Genomic DNA, 17800 nt, shown 5'->3' with positions numbered 1-17800 from the left:
GAACATCACTTAGTCTTCTTTTTTCGTGTTGTCCCAAATGCCATCTTCTAGCTGAGACTTCAGCTCAGGGAAGTCATTTGCATCAAACGTCGGCACTTTACCTTCGCTTAGCTGGCGGTTGTAGTCTTTCGCCAGTTTAATCACGATACCAGATAGCAATAGAATCGCCACCAAGTTCACTATCGCCATCAAACCCATTGATACGTCAGCCAGTGACCAAACCACAGGTAGTGATGCTAGCGCACCGAACATAACCATACCCAATACAATGATACGGAAGATGCCTAGACCTGCTTTGTGGTTGTGCTCTAGGAAGATTAGGTTCGTTTCAGCGTATGAGTAGTTCGCAATAATCGAAGTAAATGCGAAGAAGAAGATCGCAACAGCAACAAAGATGCTGCCCCAATCACCAACTTGTGAGCTCAATGCACGCTGAGTTAGCTCAATACCGGTCACTTCCGTTGCTTGACCAACGTACTCACCTGACATAAGGATGATAGCCACTGTCGCAGAACAGATAACAATCGTATCCATGAATACGCCTAGCATCTGAACGTAACCTTGAGATGCAGGGTGCGGTGGATAAGGGGTTGCAGATGCTGCTGCATTTGGTGCAGAACCCATACCAGCTTCGTTCGAGAACAGACCGCGTTTGATACCGTTGATCATCGCTTGTGCGATTGCGTAACCAAGACCACCCGCAGCTGCTTCTTGCAGACCAAATGCGCTCTTGAAGATAAGCATTAGCACATCTGGTAGTTTGTCTAGGTTAGAGAACATCACAAACAACGCTAGTAGTAAGTATGCTAGTGCCATCACTGGAACAATCAGTTCAGCTACTTTCGCAATACGCTTAATACCACCAAAGATAACGACGGCTGACAGTGCTACAACAGCAATACCAACATAAAGGTCATTCCAACCAAATGCAGTGCTCATTGCGTTTGCAATTGAGTTTGCTTGAACGGCATTGAATACCAAACCAAAAGCGATGATTAGGAAAATCGAGAACAGCACGCCCATCCAGCGCATGCCCAAACCTTTTTCCATGTAGTAAGCAGGACCACCGCGGTAGTTGCCATCATCATCTTTGGTTTTGTATAGCTGCGCTAGCGTACTTTCCGCAAACGACGTCGCCATACCAAGCATTGCAATCAACCACATCCAGAAGATTGCACCAGGACCACCTGCTGTCAAAGCAACAGCAACACCCGCCATGTTACCTGTACCTACACGTGCAGCAAGACTAGTACAAAGCGCTTGGAAAGAAGAAATACCAGCTTTGTCTGCTTTACGGCTGTTCTTCAGAACAGAGAACATGTGGCCGAAATGACGGAATTGAATGAATCCCAATCGAACGGTGAAGTAGATTCCTACACCAACAAGAAGATAAACCAGAATCGAACCCCAAAGGAGATCGTTCATCAAATTGATTAAGTCTGTCATGTGTACCTCAAAGTGAGTTGCGCCGGTCTTTGCTTCCAAGCCATCCACCAGATTGCCTGCTAAGTGTCAAAGTGTGCTTAGCTTTTTGAGTAATGTTTATTGCGCAATCTAGAATCGTAAACGTCGCTTCATGCATCCATTTTACGTACCAGCGTATTTTTTGACGGGCGGATAATGCAGCCTCGAAAAGCAAAAATCAATATGCAACAAGTAAAATAACCTTGTTATTTTTCACTAGAAAGTCACCAAAAGTTAACATAAAAGGAAAACTTAATGCTCACAAACAGCAACATCTTGTTTATCAAATCTCAACATAAATAGCCCTTCCATCATTAACAAAACGCAATACCATTTATTTTTGATGAGGCTAGTTATCACAAGGTATCTGAGAAAAATTTCTTACTCTGCTTTGTTACGATTGGATACATTTTAATCAAAGCGATGCTATGCAACCTTAGTATTCAAAAATTGAGTAAAATGAGCCCTTCGAATTAACATACCAAATCTCTTCATTTAATCGTTTTCGTGAGTTCGTTCGCTTATTTTTTGTCCACTTCAGATATGTGCAAAATGTGATTCTGTGAGTATTTTTACGCGAAAATGTCATGTTACCGACACAAATGCGAAATATATCATGGTTATTCTCACGCCTATTGTGGTACTTAAAAAGCTCCACAAGGACTGGATATAACAGTTTAGATAGAAAAAGGTAAAGGTGGCTTATGGAAGGCTTTCAACTCGATGACCTATTTGGTCTGGATACTACCTCAACAACCAAGTCTCGCTCAAAACCAGTGAAGCGTAAGTGGCGAGAAATCGAAGAAATGAACGATAGACGCAATTTGCTCAAAGAGCTGCGCGAACTCGATGTCTGCAACGACATCACTCTGGATGACATCAAACTATAATTCGCACAAAAGGCACCTCAATGGTGCCTTTTGTCATTTATAGAGAGGACAAAAGTGGGTGATTTTCATGCTGATTTTATTGGCATGACGCCCATTCTTATCCATTGAGAATTTCCCTCAGTTTTCACTCATATTTTAAACGAGACAATTTCTAAACAATTCCCATCAGACAAGAAAATGACGAAACAAACTACGCACACGCAATCGATTACTTCGTCATTTTTATGTTTTAGACAAACTCAGCGTCGTTCTGACGCACTCGATCAGCAAGTTGCTTGTAGCGATCTGCAATAGTATTACCAAACACAGGATCGTCTTCGTTCTCATGCCATAGGCTTTCAACATATTGCCAGTCTTGCGAAGTGAACAACTCTTCAATTAGAGGTAAGATTTGGCGCTCTTCTAGCTCCAGATGGCGCTTTTGCGTCACAATGAAGTCTTCAAGCTGAGCAACGAACATATCTTGAGGGACAACAGCATCCTGCAAAATCATCTCAATCAACATTGAAAACGCTTTGGTTTTGTCCGCCAGATCTTGATGTTCCTGTTCCAAGTTTTCCATGGTCTTTTGCTGACCATAATGCTCTAGGAAGTAGCGATAGAGAATGTCTTCTTTAGGATGGTGAATTTTTTCTGAATGGTTAGAAAGATAATCCACGATCTCACTCACCAACGCATAGTTGATGGCGCGTTCTTGTTTAATCTCATTCAATTTGTGGCGCAGTATTGCCAGCAGACGGACCATATAGCCGTGTTCGCGTCGAATTCTTTCGATCATCATAGCGTCTCTCCTTAACACCTACTTTTAATAAGTGTATATGAGAAAGCGAAAACCTGACTCGACGGTGTTCAAAAAAACAGCGATCGTGATGTCACGATCGCTGTACTGATTGCTCTCTCCTTATATAAGAGGAAAGTGCACTTTACACCGCCATTGGTAGGTGCCAATTGATGACCTCTTTGCCTTGCTGAGAGAGGATCTGGTTCGCTTGTGAAAATGGTTTGCTACCAAAGAAACCTCGGTGAGCAGACAACGGTGATGGATGCGGTGCCGTTAACACATAGTGTTTGTTACGATCGATAAAGCGACCTTTCTTCTGCGCGTGTGAGCCCCACAGCAGGAACACCACACCCTGTTGATGCTGGTCAATCGCTTCAATTACGCGGTCAGTAAAGGTTTCCCAGCCCGTTTTTGAGTGCGAGTGTGCTTTGCCCTGCTCTACCGTCAATACGGTATTTAGTAGCAACACACCTTGCTCTGCCCAGCTTTGCAAAAAACCATGTTGAGGAATTTGAAAACCTTCGATATCTTGCGCCAACTCTTTGTACATATTCACCAAAGACGGTGGCGTTTTAATGCCGGGCAACACAGAGAAACACAAACCATGCGCTTGATTAGGACCGTGGTAAGGATCTTGCCCCAGAATCACTACCTTAACGTCTTTGAACTCGGTAAAACGAAAAGCGTTAAATACGTCTTTGGCTGGCGGATAAATGGCTTTGCCAGCCGCTCGTTCTGCTTCAACAAAATTCAAAGTATCGACAAAGTAGCTCTGCTGTTTTTCTTCGCCGATCACATCGTGCCAAGTGGGTAACTGATTCATGGAAAGTTCCTGTCCTAAAGTTTCCCTCTATTCTAACGAGCGAAACCCAAACAAACAAAAACTTACCACCAGCTTGAGACGGCTTTTCAAAAACTGACGCGCAGACAGCTGGTGTTAATCCATGCTGGTTTGGCTAAAACCAAAGTAACCAATACTAATAATGATGACGCTAATTACGCTGCGGCGTTCGAAAGTGTCCTTGTCCTGAGATATGGCGGTTTGGAGTAGGTAAACGTAATACTCGTCGAGAGTGTGTCGCTGGGATAAAAGAAACTGGTCGAGACATATTGTCATCCTCCTAACTAGCTTCGCCTAACTACAACGTTGAGTTCAGGCGTTTAAAACAAGCGCATAACCGCTCAATGGTTTTAGCTAAGAAAGAAGGATGCCAACTTTGCCATCCCGTTAGGAATTAACCATTTCTTCCATATGGAATTGGCGTAAAGTGTTGATTTCTTGCTGCCAGATATCTGGGTCAATTGTCTCTAATATCAGAGGGATACCATCAAAGCGTGGATCTTTAGCGATGTACTCAAAACAGCTCCAGCCGATCTCGCCTTTGCCTAATGAGTGGTGACGGTCAACCTTGCTAGCGAATTCGACTTTTGAATCATTTAGATGCATTGCTCTTAAATAGTGCATGCCTACGATACGATCGAACTCGGCAAAGGTATGCTCACAATCCTCTTTGGTACGCAGATCGTAACCGGCAGTAAACGTGTGGCAAGTATCAAGACACACGCCAACGCGTTCTTTGTCTTCTACTTGATCGATGATTTCAGCAAGATGCTCAAACTTCCAACCCAAGTTAGTGCCCTGACCTGCAGTGTTCTCAATCACTGCGATCACATTCGGCACTGCTTTGTGCGCGAGGTTGATCGACTCAGCGATCGTCGACAAACACGCCTGTTCCGACACTTTCTTTAAGTGGCTACCAGGGTGGAAGTTGAGCAAGGTTAAACCTAACTGGTTACAACGCTCCATCTCGTCAATAAATGCCGCGCGGGATTTATTCAGCTTTTCTTCTTCCGGCGCCCCCAAGTTAATCAGATAAGAGTCATGGGGCAGAATGTGTTCGGCGCCGAAGCCAAGCATTTTGCAGTTTGCTTTGAATGCACTAATGGTTTTTTCTTCGAGTGGTTTAGCAACCCATTGACGCTGGTTCTTAGTAAACAGAGCAAACGCATTCGCACCAATCTCACGAGCACGAAGAGGCGCTAGATCGACTCCTCCAGCCGCGGACACGTGAGCACCAATAAATTTGTTTCCAAACTTGTTTTTCATGTTTGTCATTTAATCACTTTAGACTTTCAGGATGACTACCTAAATACAGGCAGTTGCGTTACCAAGGTTAATTTTTGAGCTCGTTTTGTAGTAAATTTACAACAAAATTAACTTTTAAATATTTTTTATATTATCAAATAAATTGTAAATAGTATGTTTTCAAACGTTTTATTGATTTAACTCAAGAAAATCACCTTCAAAAAATTAAGGTTTTTGGTTGTTTTTTGACTTAAATCAATATTAAAATAATGGATATTGGCTATATAATACTTAGCTCGACAAAAATTCGAAAATTAACACCAATAATCACCACGTAAGTGGTCTAGGAGATAGTGATGATCCAAGGTATCCAAATTACTAAAGCAGCTAACGACGAACTACTAAACTCAATCTGGCTACTAGATAGCGAGAAGAACGAAGCGCGTTGTGTTGCTGCAGCATCAACTTACGAAGCAGACCAAGTTATCGCAATCAGCGACCTAGGTGAATACGAAAGCCGTGAAGTAGCAATCGAAACTGCTCCTCGCATCGAAGGTGGTCAACACCTAAACGTGAACGTTCTTAAACGTGAAACTCTAGAAGATGCAGTTGCACACCCAGAGAACTACCCACAGCTAACTATCCGTGTTTCTGGTTACGCAGTACGTTTCAACTCGCTAACTCCAGAACAGCAACGTGACGTAATCGCTCGTACTTTTACTGAGTCTCTATAATCTCTCAGTAAACTAGTTTGCTAGAATTTAAAAAGCTTGGTCAGCAATGACCAAGCTTTTTTTGTTTCTGGATCCTTCGAAACCCTTCCGATAATAAAAAGCAACTCGCCTTCAAGGTGCATTTCTTTGCGAAGGATCTTTCTGAAACGCTTGTGCCAACGAGGTTGGATCAAGCCTATCTCTTTGCAGTGACGCCCCTTCTGCCCACCAAATCAGTTGATGCAGGGTGCGATTCATATAACTGTCCCACTGTGCCTGCTCCGACTCATTCGCAGCCACACCGTGCTCATCAAATACCTCTTGTGCTTTCGGAATGTGGATCATTGCCGACACTGGCAAGCACCCCAACTCGGATAAGAAAGTACGCATCGACACTGCAGCACGAGCACCACCCCATTGCCCGGCAGAGTAGGTCACGATAGCACTTGGCTTATAGGAAAACAGCGAACTGCCAAAGTGATTAAGCATGTTTGCCAAAGCTGGGCTCATCGAATGGTTGTATTCCGGACTAACCATCACATACCCATCGGCCTGTTTGATTTTGTCTGCCAACTCACTTAGGTGCTGCGGCACTTTAGAGCGGTGATAAGCAAACTCGGGCTTAAACACATCACCAAAGTCATAGTTCAATGGGTCAATGATTTCGACAGTATGTTGTGAATGCTGACTCGCGATAAGTTTTTCACACGCTCTACTGACTCGCATTCCTAAACGGGCTGGTCGTGGTGGCGTGCTGTCTCTCACTGAACCAAGAAAAATCAAAAAATGCATGCTTCTCTTTCCATCTCATTTAGTTAAGTTCGTTTCTCAATCATAAAGAGAGTTAAAACTTACCGGCAATAAAAAAGGTGAATGATTGCTCATTCACCTCTCGTTATTTGTGTTTTTGATACTTACTGTGCTATTGAAGTTTACTGCACGCGGCGCAGTACTTGCTTCAGTGCGTCAAAGTCTGCGTCGAGATCTTCTGATAACAGTTCCATCGCAGCGTGCTTCGCTAGTGGCGCAGGAAGGTCGATATCTGATTCTAGAATATCATCCACCACTTCTTTGAACTTCGCAGGGTGAGCAGTACATAGGAATAGACCGGTTTCACCGTCTTGCAGTTGTTCTTCAAGCACGCGGTAAGCAATCGCACCGTGCGGTTCACACAGGTAACCTAAAGCATGTAAGTCTTTCACTGACTGAGCGCTTTGCTCATCAGATACAGCGCCTTTTCCTAGCGTCTCCAAGCCCCACTCTTTCACACGACACAACTCTTCGATACGAGGCCAGTTGTTTGGTTGACTCACGTCCATCGCGTTCGATGTCGTTGCGACCGTTGGTTTTGGCTCCCACTTACCCGTTTGTAGGTAACGCGGTACCGTGTCATTAGCATTAGTTGCAGCGATAAAACGTTTGATAGGCAGACCCAGTGCTTTTGCCAGTAGACCAGCAGTTAGGTTACCAAAGTTACCACTTGGTACAGACACGACTAGGTTTTCACGCTCTTGCTTACTCATTTGCGCGGCAGCTTCAAAGTAGTAACAGATTTGTGCCATCAAGCGGCTGATGTTGATTGAGTTTGCAGAGTTCAGACCGATCTCTTCACGCAATGCCGAATCATCAAAAGCTTGCTTAACCAGAGCCTGACACGCGTCGAAGTCACCATCGATCGCGACAGTGTGAATGTTTTTACCAAGCGTACAGAATAGCTTTTCTTGCAGTGGGCTGATCTTGCCTTTCGGGTAAAGAATCACAACGTTGATGTCTTCCATACCGTAGAAAGCATGCGCAACGGCTGCGCCAGTATCGCCAGAAGTTGCAGTCAGAATGGTGATCTTGCCGCCGTCCGAAACGGCTGCAAGAGATTGCGCCATAAAGCGACCACCAAAGTCTTTAAATGCAAGCGTTGGACCATGGAACAGTTCCAGAGCGTAAACACCGTCTTTCACTTGATTAATTGGCGCAGGGAATTGGAATGCAGCGTCAACCAATGCGTTAACTTGCTCTTCCGCCAGCTCATCACCAATCAGTGCAGATAGGATTTTCGTGCTACGAGAGACAAAGCCTTCTGCCAGTAGCGCATCAACGTCTTCAAATTTTGGTAGTTCCGATGGGAAAAATAGACCTTGGTTACGACCTAACCCTTGGCGAACGGCTTGACCAAAGGAAACTTGTTCATCATTTTCTTTTATATTGTAAAGCTTCATAGCTCACTTCCTGTTACTTTCGAACCCTGCTTATCTAGACGACAAACGTGGACGAATCCTTCTTCGTTTTGTACGTAGTTCTGTTCTAACCAGCGAGCAACTCGCTCAGCGACATCTTTCTCTTTGCAAATACTGAACAGTGTCGGACCACTGCCAGAAATACCGGTTGCCAATGCACCCGCAGACGCTGCGTATTGACGTGCATTTGCAAAACCCGGGAGCAGTTTCTCACGATACGGTTCTGCGATCACGTCTTTGATCATTTTTGCAGCAAGTTCTGGCTGACCAGAATGACACGCATGAATAAAGCCCGCAAGATGGCGGCCATGAGCAATGATATCTTGTCGGCGATATTGAGATGGTAGGATCTCACGCGCTTCTGCTGTTGATACTTTGATACCCGGATATGCCATCACCCAGAACCAATCATCAAAGCAAGGCACTTCTTGGCTGATGATACCCAACTCTTCAAGCATCAATTGCACACCGCCAAGGTAACACGGTGCGACGTTATCGTAGTGAATACCACCAGAGATCTTGCCTTCCATTTCTCCCATCAGCGCCAGTAACTCTGTCTCGTTAAGCGGCTGACCATGGAATCGGTTCAATGCATCTAATGCAGCAACGATAGAACATGCACTTGAGCCTAATCCAGAGCCGATTGGCATGTTCTTTTCTAGTGTCATTTCAAGTGGCTTTAGCTCGACGCCTTTCTTGTCTAGCTCGCGAGCAAACACTACCCAACAATCGTAAACGATGTTCTCTTTTGGCTCAGTTGGTAGCTTTTCAACAAAATCACCAACCGTCTTTAGGCTGAACGGCTCAGCCCCAGACTTAACCAATACACGGTCACCCAATAGTGTGCCATCAACTGGGGACACCGCCGCCCCCAGAACATCAAAACCAACGCTTACATTACCAATTGATGCTGGGGCGTAGACCACTACATCCATATCACTTGAACTCATTGTCGTTATACCCCTAGCTTCCAACCTAAAGTACGCATCACATCCGAGAATACGCCCGCTGCCGTAACCTCAGTACCCGCACCGTAACCACGCAATACCAGTGGAATTGGTTGGTAGTAGCGGCTGTAGAATGCCAGTGCGTTTTCACCATCTTTGATCTTAAACATCGGATCATTTTCATCTACGGCAGCAATGCTTACCGTGCATTTACCATCAACAATTTCACCCACGTAGCGCAGCACTTTGCCCTCTTCCGCCGCTTTAGCTGACAGCTCTTTAAAGTACGCATCCGCTTCTGGTAAACGTTCCATAAACTCATCAACGCTGCCTGAATCATCAAAGCCTGGTGGCAGAGCTTGATCAACCACAACGTCTTCTAGTTCTAGGGACATACCAGCTTCACGAGCAAGGATAAGTAGCTTACGCGCAACGTCCATACCCGATAGATCATCACGAGGGTCAGGTTCGGTAAAGCCGTTTTGCTTGGCGATGTTGGTTGCTTCACTTAGGCTCATGCCTTCGTCTAACTTGCCGAAGATGTAAGAAAGAGAGCCAGAAAGGATGCCGCTGAAGCGCTCTAGTTCATCACCTGCTGAGATTAAGTTTTGTAGGTTTTCGATTACCGGTAGACCTGCACCTACGGTTGTTTCATACATCAGCTTACGACGAGAGCTGCGCGCAACATCGCGAAGTTGATGGTAGTAGGCCATGCTTGCTGTGTTTGCTTTCTTGTTTGGCGTGACTACGTGGAAACCTGCAGCTAGGAAGTCTGCGTATTGATTCGCGATATCTTCACTTGAAGTACAGTCAACCAATACTGGGTTGATGATGTGGTTGCGTTGTACTAAAGAAATCAGACGCGCTAGGCTGAATTCTTCTGTCGCTGCCGACATACGGTCACGCCAATGCTCCAGTGGCAGCCCTTCACTATCAAGTAGAAGACCTTTGCTGTTTGCTAAGCCGCATACGCGAATCACAATGCCTTTTTCCGCAAGCTTCGCTTGTTGACGCTCGATCTGATCCACCAGTTCACCACCAACGCCGCCAATACCAACCACGAATACATCTAGGAAGTGCTTAGAGTTGAATAGGTTCTCGTGACAGGCTTTGATCGCTTCAGAGATTTTATCTTCAGGAATCACAGCTGAGATTGCACGCTCAGATGAGCCCTGTGCAATAGCTACAATGTTTACGTTCACTTCAGCAAGAGATGAGAAGAAACGAGATGCAACACCGCGTGATGTACGCATACCGTCACCCACAAGTGTCACAATAGAAACATCATCAATGAACTCGACTGGTTCAAGTAGACCGTCTTTTAGTTCAAGTTCAAACGCATCCGCCAATACTTGTTGCGCTTTTGCTTTGTCTTGCGCTTCGATACAGAAGCTGATGCTGTACTCAGAAGAGGATTGAGTGATCAGAACGATAGACACACCAGCTGATGACATTGCACCAAATACTCGGCTTGCCATGCCAACCATACCCTTCATACCAGGACCAGACACGTTAACCATCGTTAGGTCGTTCAGCGTCGTGATGCCTTTGATTGCGAGGTTATCTTCGCCAGTGTCTTGACCAATCAGCGTACCTGCCCCTTGTGGGTTAAAGCTGTTTTTGATCAGACAAGGAATATGGAATTGTGCGATTGGTGCGATGGTTTTCGGATGCAGAACGGATGCACCAAAGTAAGAAAGCTCCATCGCTTCTTGGTAGCTCAGTGATTTAAGAAGACGAGCATCTTCCACCAAACGAGGGTCACAGTTGTAAACACCATCAACGTCAGTCCAAATTTCACAGCAATCTGCGCGCAGACACGCTGCAAGAACCGCAGCAGAGTAGTCAGAGCCATTACGACCAAGTGTTACTAACTCACCTTTCTCATTACCTGCGGTAAAACCAGGCATGATATTTACGTGACCTTGAGGAAGAGGATTTTGGCGGAAGTTCTGAGTAGAGACTTCAACATCGACCATCGCTTCTAGGTGATCGCCTTTTGCGTATAGATACTCGACTGGGTCGATAAGATGCGCAGGTTGCCCTTTCGCTTCTAATACCGCTTTCATCAACTGAATCGAGACGCGCTCACCTTTACTAATGATGCGTGCGTTGACGTTATTTGGGCACATACCAAGAAGATTGATGCCATGAACGAATTGGCGAAGCTGAGAAAGTGAAGTTTTTACTTGGTTATCAAATGCAGCACCATCGATGTTTGGCAATACATTTTGGATATCTGAAAATAATGCTTTGAACGAAGCTTCAAGCTCATTGATTTGCAACTCAGCTTCACCATTGCGAAGTGCACCTTCAATCACCGCGACCAGTTTATTGGTCGTTTTGCCTGGTGCTGAAAGTACCACTGCGACTTCTTCTTGCTGCGCATTGTTGGCGATGATATCCGCCGCTCTTAGAAAGCGATCTGCATCCGCTAATGATGAGCCGCCAAACTTTAATACTCGCATCCCTTCCTCCGATGTATCTTCTTAGATCTGTCTAAATTCTTTATAAAAAAGCATAAAAAAAGGCCTGTATCTTGTTGGATACAGGCCTTTCTTGTGAATTTCTTTCGCTCAGCAGCCTGCCCCAACATTGGTCGTGTCGGTAATAATAATGGTTGTGGTCATTACTACTTGGCTGTGAGATGTCATAAATAAATATTCAACGATAGTTGTGTGTTTTCTTAACTCTACGTTTACCGAGTTTCTGAAACAGAGTCAACAAAAAATTGTGTATTTTCCGGCCTTGTAGAGATTTCTGCTGCGCAATGTCGTTGATATTTAAGTGTAATTACAATGAGTTAGTCTGCTTACGATTTTATTCTTTTTTTTCAGTCATTCGCTCATGGTTCTTACAGATCTATTAGGATGAAGATCCTACGTAAGATCTTGATGCAAATATGCACAATCGAAAACTGATCTTTGCAGGTTCTATTTAACAACAACTTAACTGTGATCAAGGTTCCTAGGATCGAATTAAGTAGAAAATAAATGAGCTGGCTTTCATATTCTATGCTTTAATAGTGAGAAGCTTTTAGCACATACTAATAACAAAGTTAGACACAAGGAGTGGTCACATGAAAAAATGGATTTTTCTGTTGCTATTCGCCGTGCCTAGCGTTTGTCTTGCTAACGATCTTCCGCCTCTTCCAGGCAAAACTTCTTCGTCTCCACACAAGCTTTTCATCTCTAGTGAAAACTATCAAACAGATAGCTTCGATGTATGGAACATAGATGGTGGTTACTCATACGAGCTGTTTGATTCTGTTGATCTTTACGTTGGTGCGCGAGTCAACAACTCGCCAACAAAAAACCAAAGCGGTTTTCTTAGTGGGATCAGTTATCACTTTAATGATCGAGTAACAGTGAAAAGTACTGTTAGATCTTATAAAGCTGAAACGGCGGAAGGTATCCGAGAAGAAGACAGTAGCCTTGCTGCTGAAGTCTCAAGTCGCGTGAAAATCACCGAGAATTTGGATCTTCACGCCACTCTAGATTACCAAGATTGGCAACAAGGCTTCGAAGTAGGATTAGGTTTCCGCTTCTAGAAGTCCAGCGCTTCTTTCGAAATCAAAACCCCATTCCAGTCTGCGTAAACATAGTGTTTTGGCTGCACGATTTGGTTTTGCATCGTCAATGTCACGTTGACTTCTCCCACGCCACGCTTCTCTGTTTTAAACGGGCATGTACCCAAAGCTTGAACACCAATATCCATTTGTGACATTTGTGCCACATCGCGAATCGCACCGTAAACAATAATGCCTTCCCAACCATTTTCGATACCGAGAATCGCGAGCTGATCACCTAGCAACGCTTTTTGACATGAGCCGTGTCCATCAACAATCAGCACTTTTCCAGTGCCATCTTCGTTCAGTACTTCGCGTACTTTGGAGTTATCGTGGTAACAACGTACAGTGACAATCTCGCCATGAAAGGCCGTGCGTTGACCAAAGTTCTGCAATGGTAAGCTAAGCAGGATGACTTGGTCCTCAAACTGGTCACAAATGTCTGGTGTTATGTCTCTCATATTTCCTCCGTGAATTGTCTCACCTAAGCTGAAGCTCAGATAAGTAGTATCCTTCTAGACGAGTCGCGGCTGTATTGTTCCTAGCTTGTGCAAAACTTCAGGTTCTGAACAAGCAATCAAGTAAAGCTCGTCATCAATGACGTAATAAATCGCGTTTTGTTGAAATTGATTCGCCAGGTCTATTGCGGCTTGCGGTGTTAACTCAGCAGCATAGCTCTCTTCAAACCATTCAAATGTCTGATCGCCAACCGTGACAGGCACGTATTTAACGTGGTTTAATTGTTGTTCGAGTTTATGATTACTTATGCAGTTCTCTTCTTTTGACCGCAGATTACTGTAAGGGTTCCAAGCAGTTATCACCGCGTAGTTGGTTACCTCCCATTCAGCGTGAAAACGGAAGAAAGACTCTGAATAAGCATTCCATAACGATGCGTCTATGTTCGTATTACTTTTTTCTATCATAACTCTTAAACGATTAATAACAGTTACATTTCATCAATTGATGTAAATCAACAAACTGAATGGAATTAACATTTGAGCATTGTTAGCATGCTGTTAACAATATAAAATCCGCTCCATATCTTAGGGTGTTTACGTTTCAGGCTCCGTAATTACAGGGAATTGAAAGGTAAACAAGCCCTATAGAATAAACGTCGCCATCGGATACTGGTGAGTTGGCAAAATTCCAAGGAAGGCGGATAACTGAAAGAAGTGTTTTTTTGATCAACTTGATTTATTATCAAAATCACATTACCTGTATGTTATATTTTTGCCTAGAATTTATTCTATTAGCACAATTTTGTCACAAATTTAGGTACCGCCAATGCAAACCCCGCAGATTCTTATCGTAGAAGATGAGCAAGTAACTCGTAACACTCTTAAGAGTATTTTTGAAGCAGAGGGATACGCTGTTTTTGAAGCCAGTGACGGTGAAGAAATGCACCAAGTGTTGTCTGAAAATTCAATCAACTTGGTTATTATGGACATTAATCTTCCAGGCAAGAATGGTCTCCTTCTAGCACGTGAACTTCGCGAGCAAGCGAACATCGCACTGATGTTCCTGACTGGTCGTGACAATGAAGTAGACAAGATCCTAGGTCTTGAAATCGGTGCTGATGACTACATCACTAAACCATTCAACCCGCGTGAACTAACTATCCGTGCTCGCAACCTGCTAAGCCGCTCAATGAGCACTAACGCTGTACAGGAAGAGAAACGCTCGGTAGAAAAATACGAGTTCAACGGTTGGGTGTTAGACATCAACAGCCGCTCTCTAGTGAGCCCATCTGGTGACAGCTACAAACTGCCACGCTCTGAGTTCCGTGCTCTACTGCACTTCTGTGAGAACCCAGGTAAGATTCAAACTCGTGCTGACCTTCTTAAGAAGATGACAGGTCGTGAGCTTAAGCCACATGACCGTACTGTAGACGTAACTATCCGTCGCATTCGTAAGCACTTCGAATCAGTATCAGGTACACCTGAAATCATCGCGACTATTCACGGTGAAGGCTACCGCTTCTGTGGCGATCTAGAAGACTAATCTGCCCCAGCATAAACAATAAGGGCTTGCTCAATGAGCAAGCCCTTTTGCTATCTGTCACTTAGCAATGAATGCAAACTTAATGGTTAATACAAGCTTAGTGGCTAATACACTTTGTCGATCTTGATGCCTTTCTCGACTAACCACTCTTTCTTGCCTGCGTCATCTAACAATAACGCCAAATCGACCGACTTCTCCATATCCGCTTCGATTTGCCATACAAACGCCACTTCCCACTGATTTTCACTGTGGGTACGTAACTCTAATAAGTCACCATCAATTTCCCACTCTGAATCACCTTGCTTAATAATCAGAGCATCAACCGTTAAGTTTGCAGGCAGCTCATTATCTGCTTTTAGGTACAATGCGCCATGAACGTTCTGCTCTTGAACTTCACCAATGGTTGGCATCAGGTTTACCCATAGGTTGCTCTTTAGCTCAACGTTCACTGTATTCATCGTGACTTGGCTGCCTTGTTGCCATCCAACTTGAGGAGCAGAACTACAACCCGCCAGTAGCGCAATTGCCAGTGCTGCCGATGCAAATTTCTTCATTTTATTTCCTCTGTTCCAACCAACTCTTCAATACTTGAATATCATTTTGATATTCGTTTTTAATTTCTTCGACCCAATCCGATATGTTTTCCCACCAAGCAGGCATATCAGGAGATTGTGCTTTCTGTGCGACGCTTTGGATGTGTTTTAAACCAATCGAGCCTGCTGCACCTTTAATTTTATGTGCTTCAGAAACAATACCGTCTTGGTCTTTTGCCGTCATGTTTGAGTCCAACACCTCGATATAATCAGGCATCATGTCTTCAAACATCTTAATACTGTCATACACAGGCTTTACGCCAACGATATCCACGTAAGACTCTAGCATATCAAGATCCAGCAAGTGGGTATTGATGACTGGAGATGGCATCGGTGTCGCCTCTTCGATGACTTCAGCTTCTGCAATCTCTTCCATCACACTCTCATTGTTCTCAACGCGCTCAACGAAGAACTTATCGATCACCGCTTGTAACGCTTGAACTGCAAGTGGTTTGCTTATGGCATCATCCATACCGTTATCGAGATATTCACGACGATCTTTCATGACATTCGCAGTCAATGCCACCAGCGGCGGTAGATTATCGTAGTGTTCACGGTAGTACTTAGCCACGTCAAACCCAGTCATGTCCGGAAGCTGAATATCAAGCAAAGCTAAGTCGTATTCATCCGGTACGAAGTTCACCAGCGCTTCCTCACCCGTCATTGCGACAGTAACAGAGTGCCCCAAGCTTTCGAGCAGAGATTTCGCAACAGTGACATTAAGTTCGATGTCTTCGACCATAAAGATATTAAGATGTACATTGTCGCGTTTTGCATCGATAACAGGTGCTTCTAACTCAACCACTGGCACGTGAATCGATACGGTAAAGGTACTACCGAATCCTTCCTCACTTGCTACGGTAATGTCACCGTCCATCATGTTGATCAGCTGCTTAGAAACCGCCAAACCGATACCAGTACCCACCGCATGCAGGTTATCTTTGCCTGATTTCACTTGGTAATACATCGCAAAGATCTTATCTAACTCCTCATCAGGGATACCGATGCCAGTATCTTCCACTTCCATAATGATGGTCGCATAATCATCTTCTACATCTGCACTCACCGTCATTACGACGCCACCTTCTTTGGTGAACTTCATGGCGTTGCTAACCAAGTTCCAGATAACCTGGCGTAGACGTGTCGCATCCACTTCTATCGCTTTTGGTAGCGAGCTCAAACGCTCTAGATCGAAGCGTAGCCCTTTCTGTTCAGCCATCAGAGCCGAGATACTTTCAATTTCAGCGACGAAGTCTTCAAAGTTCAATGGTGCAGGTAACAACTCCAACTTACGACGGTCAAATTTGTCCATGTCGATAATGTCGTTAAAGATGTTGCCCAAAGTAATGGCACTAACATTGATGGTTTGCATGTGTTTACGTTGCTCTTCAGTCAACTGACTATCAAGCAACATACGACTCAAGCCTACAATGCCGTTTAACGGTGTGCGCAGCTCATGACTGATAGTGGAGATAAAGGTGGTTTTATCACGGCTGGCTTTTTCTAATGATTCTTCATGACGCTTACGCTCGGTGATATCGCGACCGAAACCAACCAGACCAAGGTGGCGACCATCTTTGCTGTAGAACGGTACTTTGCGCAATTCAAAGTAATGTTTGCGACCATCAGGGTATTCTAGCCATTGCTCGTAGGTAATTGCTTGGTTATCAGCAAAGACTTTTTGGTCGGTATCGACGATATGCTCAGCCACTTCTTTGCTGTAGACATCCCAAGGGCTCAAGCCCACTAATTGGTGTTCTTTCTTACCAGTTAACTCTTCCATCGCGCGGTTACAGCCAGAAAAAACACCATCAGCGTTGCGGTAGTAAATCAAATCTGGAGATGCATCGATAAAAGAACGTAACAGCGCCGTACGCTCGGCAAGCTCAAGCTGAGTACGCTCACGTTGGAACACCTCATTCTCCAAGTCTTGCATCGCTTCTTCACGTGCTTCTTCTGCTTTAATACGCTCTTCAATTTCTTGGTTGAGCTTTTCAATGTTCTGCTGCAGTTGAAAGTTCAGCTCTTGGTCACGCGAACGCATGTCCTTAAGCTTAGATACTAACTTGGTCAGTCTTTGACGAGACTCTTCAAGCTGATCCACCACGACAGATAGGAAATACACCGCCCAAGGGGTAATAAGTAGACCAAAGAATACCGAACGAACGATATCTATATCGTCAACGTTACCCTTAAGCGCCAACGTGATACCAACTTGCACAACAACAGCCAGTGCAACCAGCGCCAACGCCAGTAGTATCGAGAAACGGACAATCCCCAGCTTAACCAATAGGTCAACATAGTACTGGGCGAGATTTTTCATGGGCTTCATTCACTACTCCATGGAACAAGCTAGACATCGAACCCTGATCAGTTTGAAAAGCAAAACCGTTAAGCGCAGTTACTCAACAGCATCAATGTTTGAAAGACACACAACTGAAATGGCGACGCTTCAGGGCTCATCAACGCCTCATGCTGTGTATTCGCAGTTTAACGTGTTTGATACGGTGATTTAAACCGCCTGCT

Annotated in this window: 17 protein-coding genes and 1 other annotated feature; of the genes, 5 read left to right on the top strand and 12 right to left on the bottom strand. The window is 44.5% G+C overall.

Translation table 11 applies throughout. The features are described from left to right. Positions 1 to 9 precede the first annotated feature (9 nt). Complete coding sequence (locus tag AACR11_RS22345) at positions 10 to 1446, bottom strand: alanine/glycine:cation symporter family protein (RefSeq protein ID WP_005447878.1); 1437 nt, start codon at positions 1444 to 1446, stop codon at positions 10 to 12. A 722-nt stretch (positions 1447 to 2168) separates the two neighbouring features. Between AACR11_RS22345 and AACR11_RS22340 the strand changes: the two genes are divergently transcribed. Further along, on the top strand, positions 2169 to 2354 hold the full coding sequence (locus AACR11_RS22340; RefSeq protein ID WP_005447876.1) for a DUF3545 family protein: 186 nt from the start codon (positions 2169 to 2171) through the stop codon (positions 2352 to 2354). A 229-nt stretch (positions 2355 to 2583) separates the two neighbouring features. On the opposite strand, the gene AACR11_RS22335 is transcribed toward AACR11_RS22340, so the two are convergent. The 3 genes from AACR11_RS22335 to nfo form a co-directional block, all read right to left on the bottom strand. Then, on the bottom strand, positions 2584 to 3135 hold the full coding sequence (locus AACR11_RS22335; RefSeq protein ID WP_005447874.1) for a hemerythrin domain-containing protein: 552 nt from the start codon (positions 3133 to 3135) through the stop codon (positions 2584 to 2586). Between the two features lie 142 nt (positions 3136 to 3277). Next, positions 3278 to 3958, bottom strand: a complete 681-nt coding sequence (gene ung, locus AACR11_RS22330) for a uracil-DNA glycosylase (protein ID WP_029789796.1) — start codon at positions 3956 to 3958, stop codon at positions 3278 to 3280. 405 nt (positions 3959 to 4363) lie between these two features. After that, complete coding sequence (nfo, locus tag AACR11_RS22325) at positions 4364 to 5251, bottom strand: deoxyribonuclease IV (RefSeq protein WP_029789795.1); 888 nt, start codon at positions 5249 to 5251, stop codon at positions 4364 to 4366. Between the two features lie 326 nt (positions 5252 to 5577). Here nfo and grcA point away from each other — a divergent pair, with 326 nt between their 5' ends. Then, positions 5578 to 5955, top strand: a complete 378-nt coding sequence (grcA, locus tag AACR11_RS22320) for an autonomous glycyl radical cofactor GrcA (protein ID WP_005434930.1) — start codon at positions 5578 to 5580, stop codon at positions 5953 to 5955. Positions 5956 to 6066: 111 nt separating this feature from the next. Here the strand turns inward: grcA and AACR11_RS22315 are convergent, their stop codons facing one another. The 4 genes from AACR11_RS22315 to thrA form a co-directional block, all read right to left on the bottom strand. Further along, on the bottom strand, positions 6067 to 6726 hold the full coding sequence (locus AACR11_RS22315; RefSeq protein WP_005447863.1) for an NADPH-dependent FMN reductase: 660 nt from the start codon (positions 6724 to 6726) through the stop codon (positions 6067 to 6069). A 140-nt stretch (positions 6727 to 6866) separates the two neighbouring features. After that, the gene (gene thrC / locus AACR11_RS22310) at positions 6867 to 8147 is read right to left on the bottom strand and encodes a threonine synthase (RefSeq protein WP_029789794.1); all 1281 of its coding nucleotides are present in this window, start codon (positions 8145 to 8147) and stop codon (positions 6867 to 6869) included. Then, entirely contained in the window at positions 8144 to 9100 is a 957-nt protein-coding gene (thrB, locus tag AACR11_RS22305) for a homoserine kinase (protein ID WP_009702445.1), read from the bottom strand. Before thrB ends, thrC begins: the two co-directional genes overlap by 4 nt. 20 nt (positions 9101 to 9120) lie before the next feature. After that, positions 9121 to 11580, bottom strand: coding sequence for a bifunctional aspartate kinase/homoserine dehydrogenase I (thrA, locus tag AACR11_RS22300; protein WP_029789793.1), 2460 nt, complete (start codon positions 11578 to 11580; stop codon positions 9121 to 9123). A gap of 53 nt (positions 11581 to 11633) precedes the next feature. After that, positions 11634 to 11750 (bottom strand) — a sequence feature (Thr leader region). Positions 11751 to 12191: 441 nt separating this feature from the next. Here thrA and AACR11_RS22295 point away from each other — a divergent pair. Beyond that, positions 12192 to 12662 (top strand): hypothetical protein, encoded by a 471-nt coding sequence (locus AACR11_RS22295; protein WP_005447857.1) that lies wholly within the window; start codon positions 12192 to 12194, stop codon positions 12660 to 12662. Here the strand turns inward: AACR11_RS22295 and AACR11_RS22290 are convergent. Further along, complete coding sequence (locus AACR11_RS22290; protein WP_005447855.1) at positions 12659 to 13141, bottom strand: putative 4-hydroxy-4-methyl-2-oxoglutarate aldolase; 483 nt, start codon at positions 13139 to 13141, stop codon at positions 12659 to 12661. The two genes, AACR11_RS22295 and AACR11_RS22290, sit on opposite strands and share 4 nt — an antisense overlap. Before the next feature lie 54 nt (positions 13142 to 13195). Then, on the bottom strand, positions 13196 to 13603 hold the full coding sequence (locus tag AACR11_RS22285) for a DUF3293 domain-containing protein (RefSeq protein WP_005447853.1): 408 nt from the start codon (positions 13601 to 13603) through the stop codon (positions 13196 to 13198). Positions 13604 to 13964: 361 nt separating this feature from the next. Here AACR11_RS22285 and arcA point away from each other — a divergent pair, with 361 nt between their 5' ends. Next, positions 13965 to 14681 carry a two-component system response regulator ArcA gene (gene arcA, locus AACR11_RS22280; protein ID WP_005447851.1) on the top strand — a complete coding sequence of 239 codons (717 nt, stop codon included), beginning with the start codon at positions 13965 to 13967 and terminating at the stop codon, positions 14679 to 14681. Between the two features lie 104 nt (positions 14682 to 14785). On the opposite strand, the gene AACR11_RS22275 is transcribed toward arcA, so the two are convergent. Beyond that, positions 14786 to 15235, bottom strand: a complete 450-nt coding sequence (locus AACR11_RS22275) for a hypothetical protein (protein ID WP_005447850.1) — start codon at positions 15233 to 15235, stop codon at positions 14786 to 14788. A gap of 1 nt (position 15236) precedes the next feature. Then, positions 15237 to 17606 (bottom strand): aerobic respiration two-component sensor histidine kinase ArcB, encoded by a 2370-nt coding sequence (gene arcB / locus AACR11_RS22270; protein ID WP_017190094.1) that lies wholly within the window; start codon positions 17604 to 17606, stop codon positions 15237 to 15239. On the opposite strand from arcB, the gene AACR11_RS22265 reads away from it, so the two are divergent. After that, entirely contained in the window at positions 17596 to 17790 is a 195-nt protein-coding gene (locus tag AACR11_RS22265; RefSeq protein WP_005447847.1) for a hypothetical protein, read from the top strand. The two genes, arcB and AACR11_RS22265, sit on opposite strands and share 11 nt — an antisense overlap. Positions 17791 to 17800 lie beyond the last annotated feature (10 nt).

Source organism: Vibrio sp. L85, assembly GCF_963871815.1.
Classification (GTDB): Bacteria; Pseudomonadota; Gammaproteobacteria; order Enterobacterales; family Vibrionaceae; genus Vibrio; species Vibrio harveyi.
The sequence above is the reverse complement of the archived record's forward strand: the minus strand, read 5'-3'. Positions and strand labels throughout refer to the sequence as shown.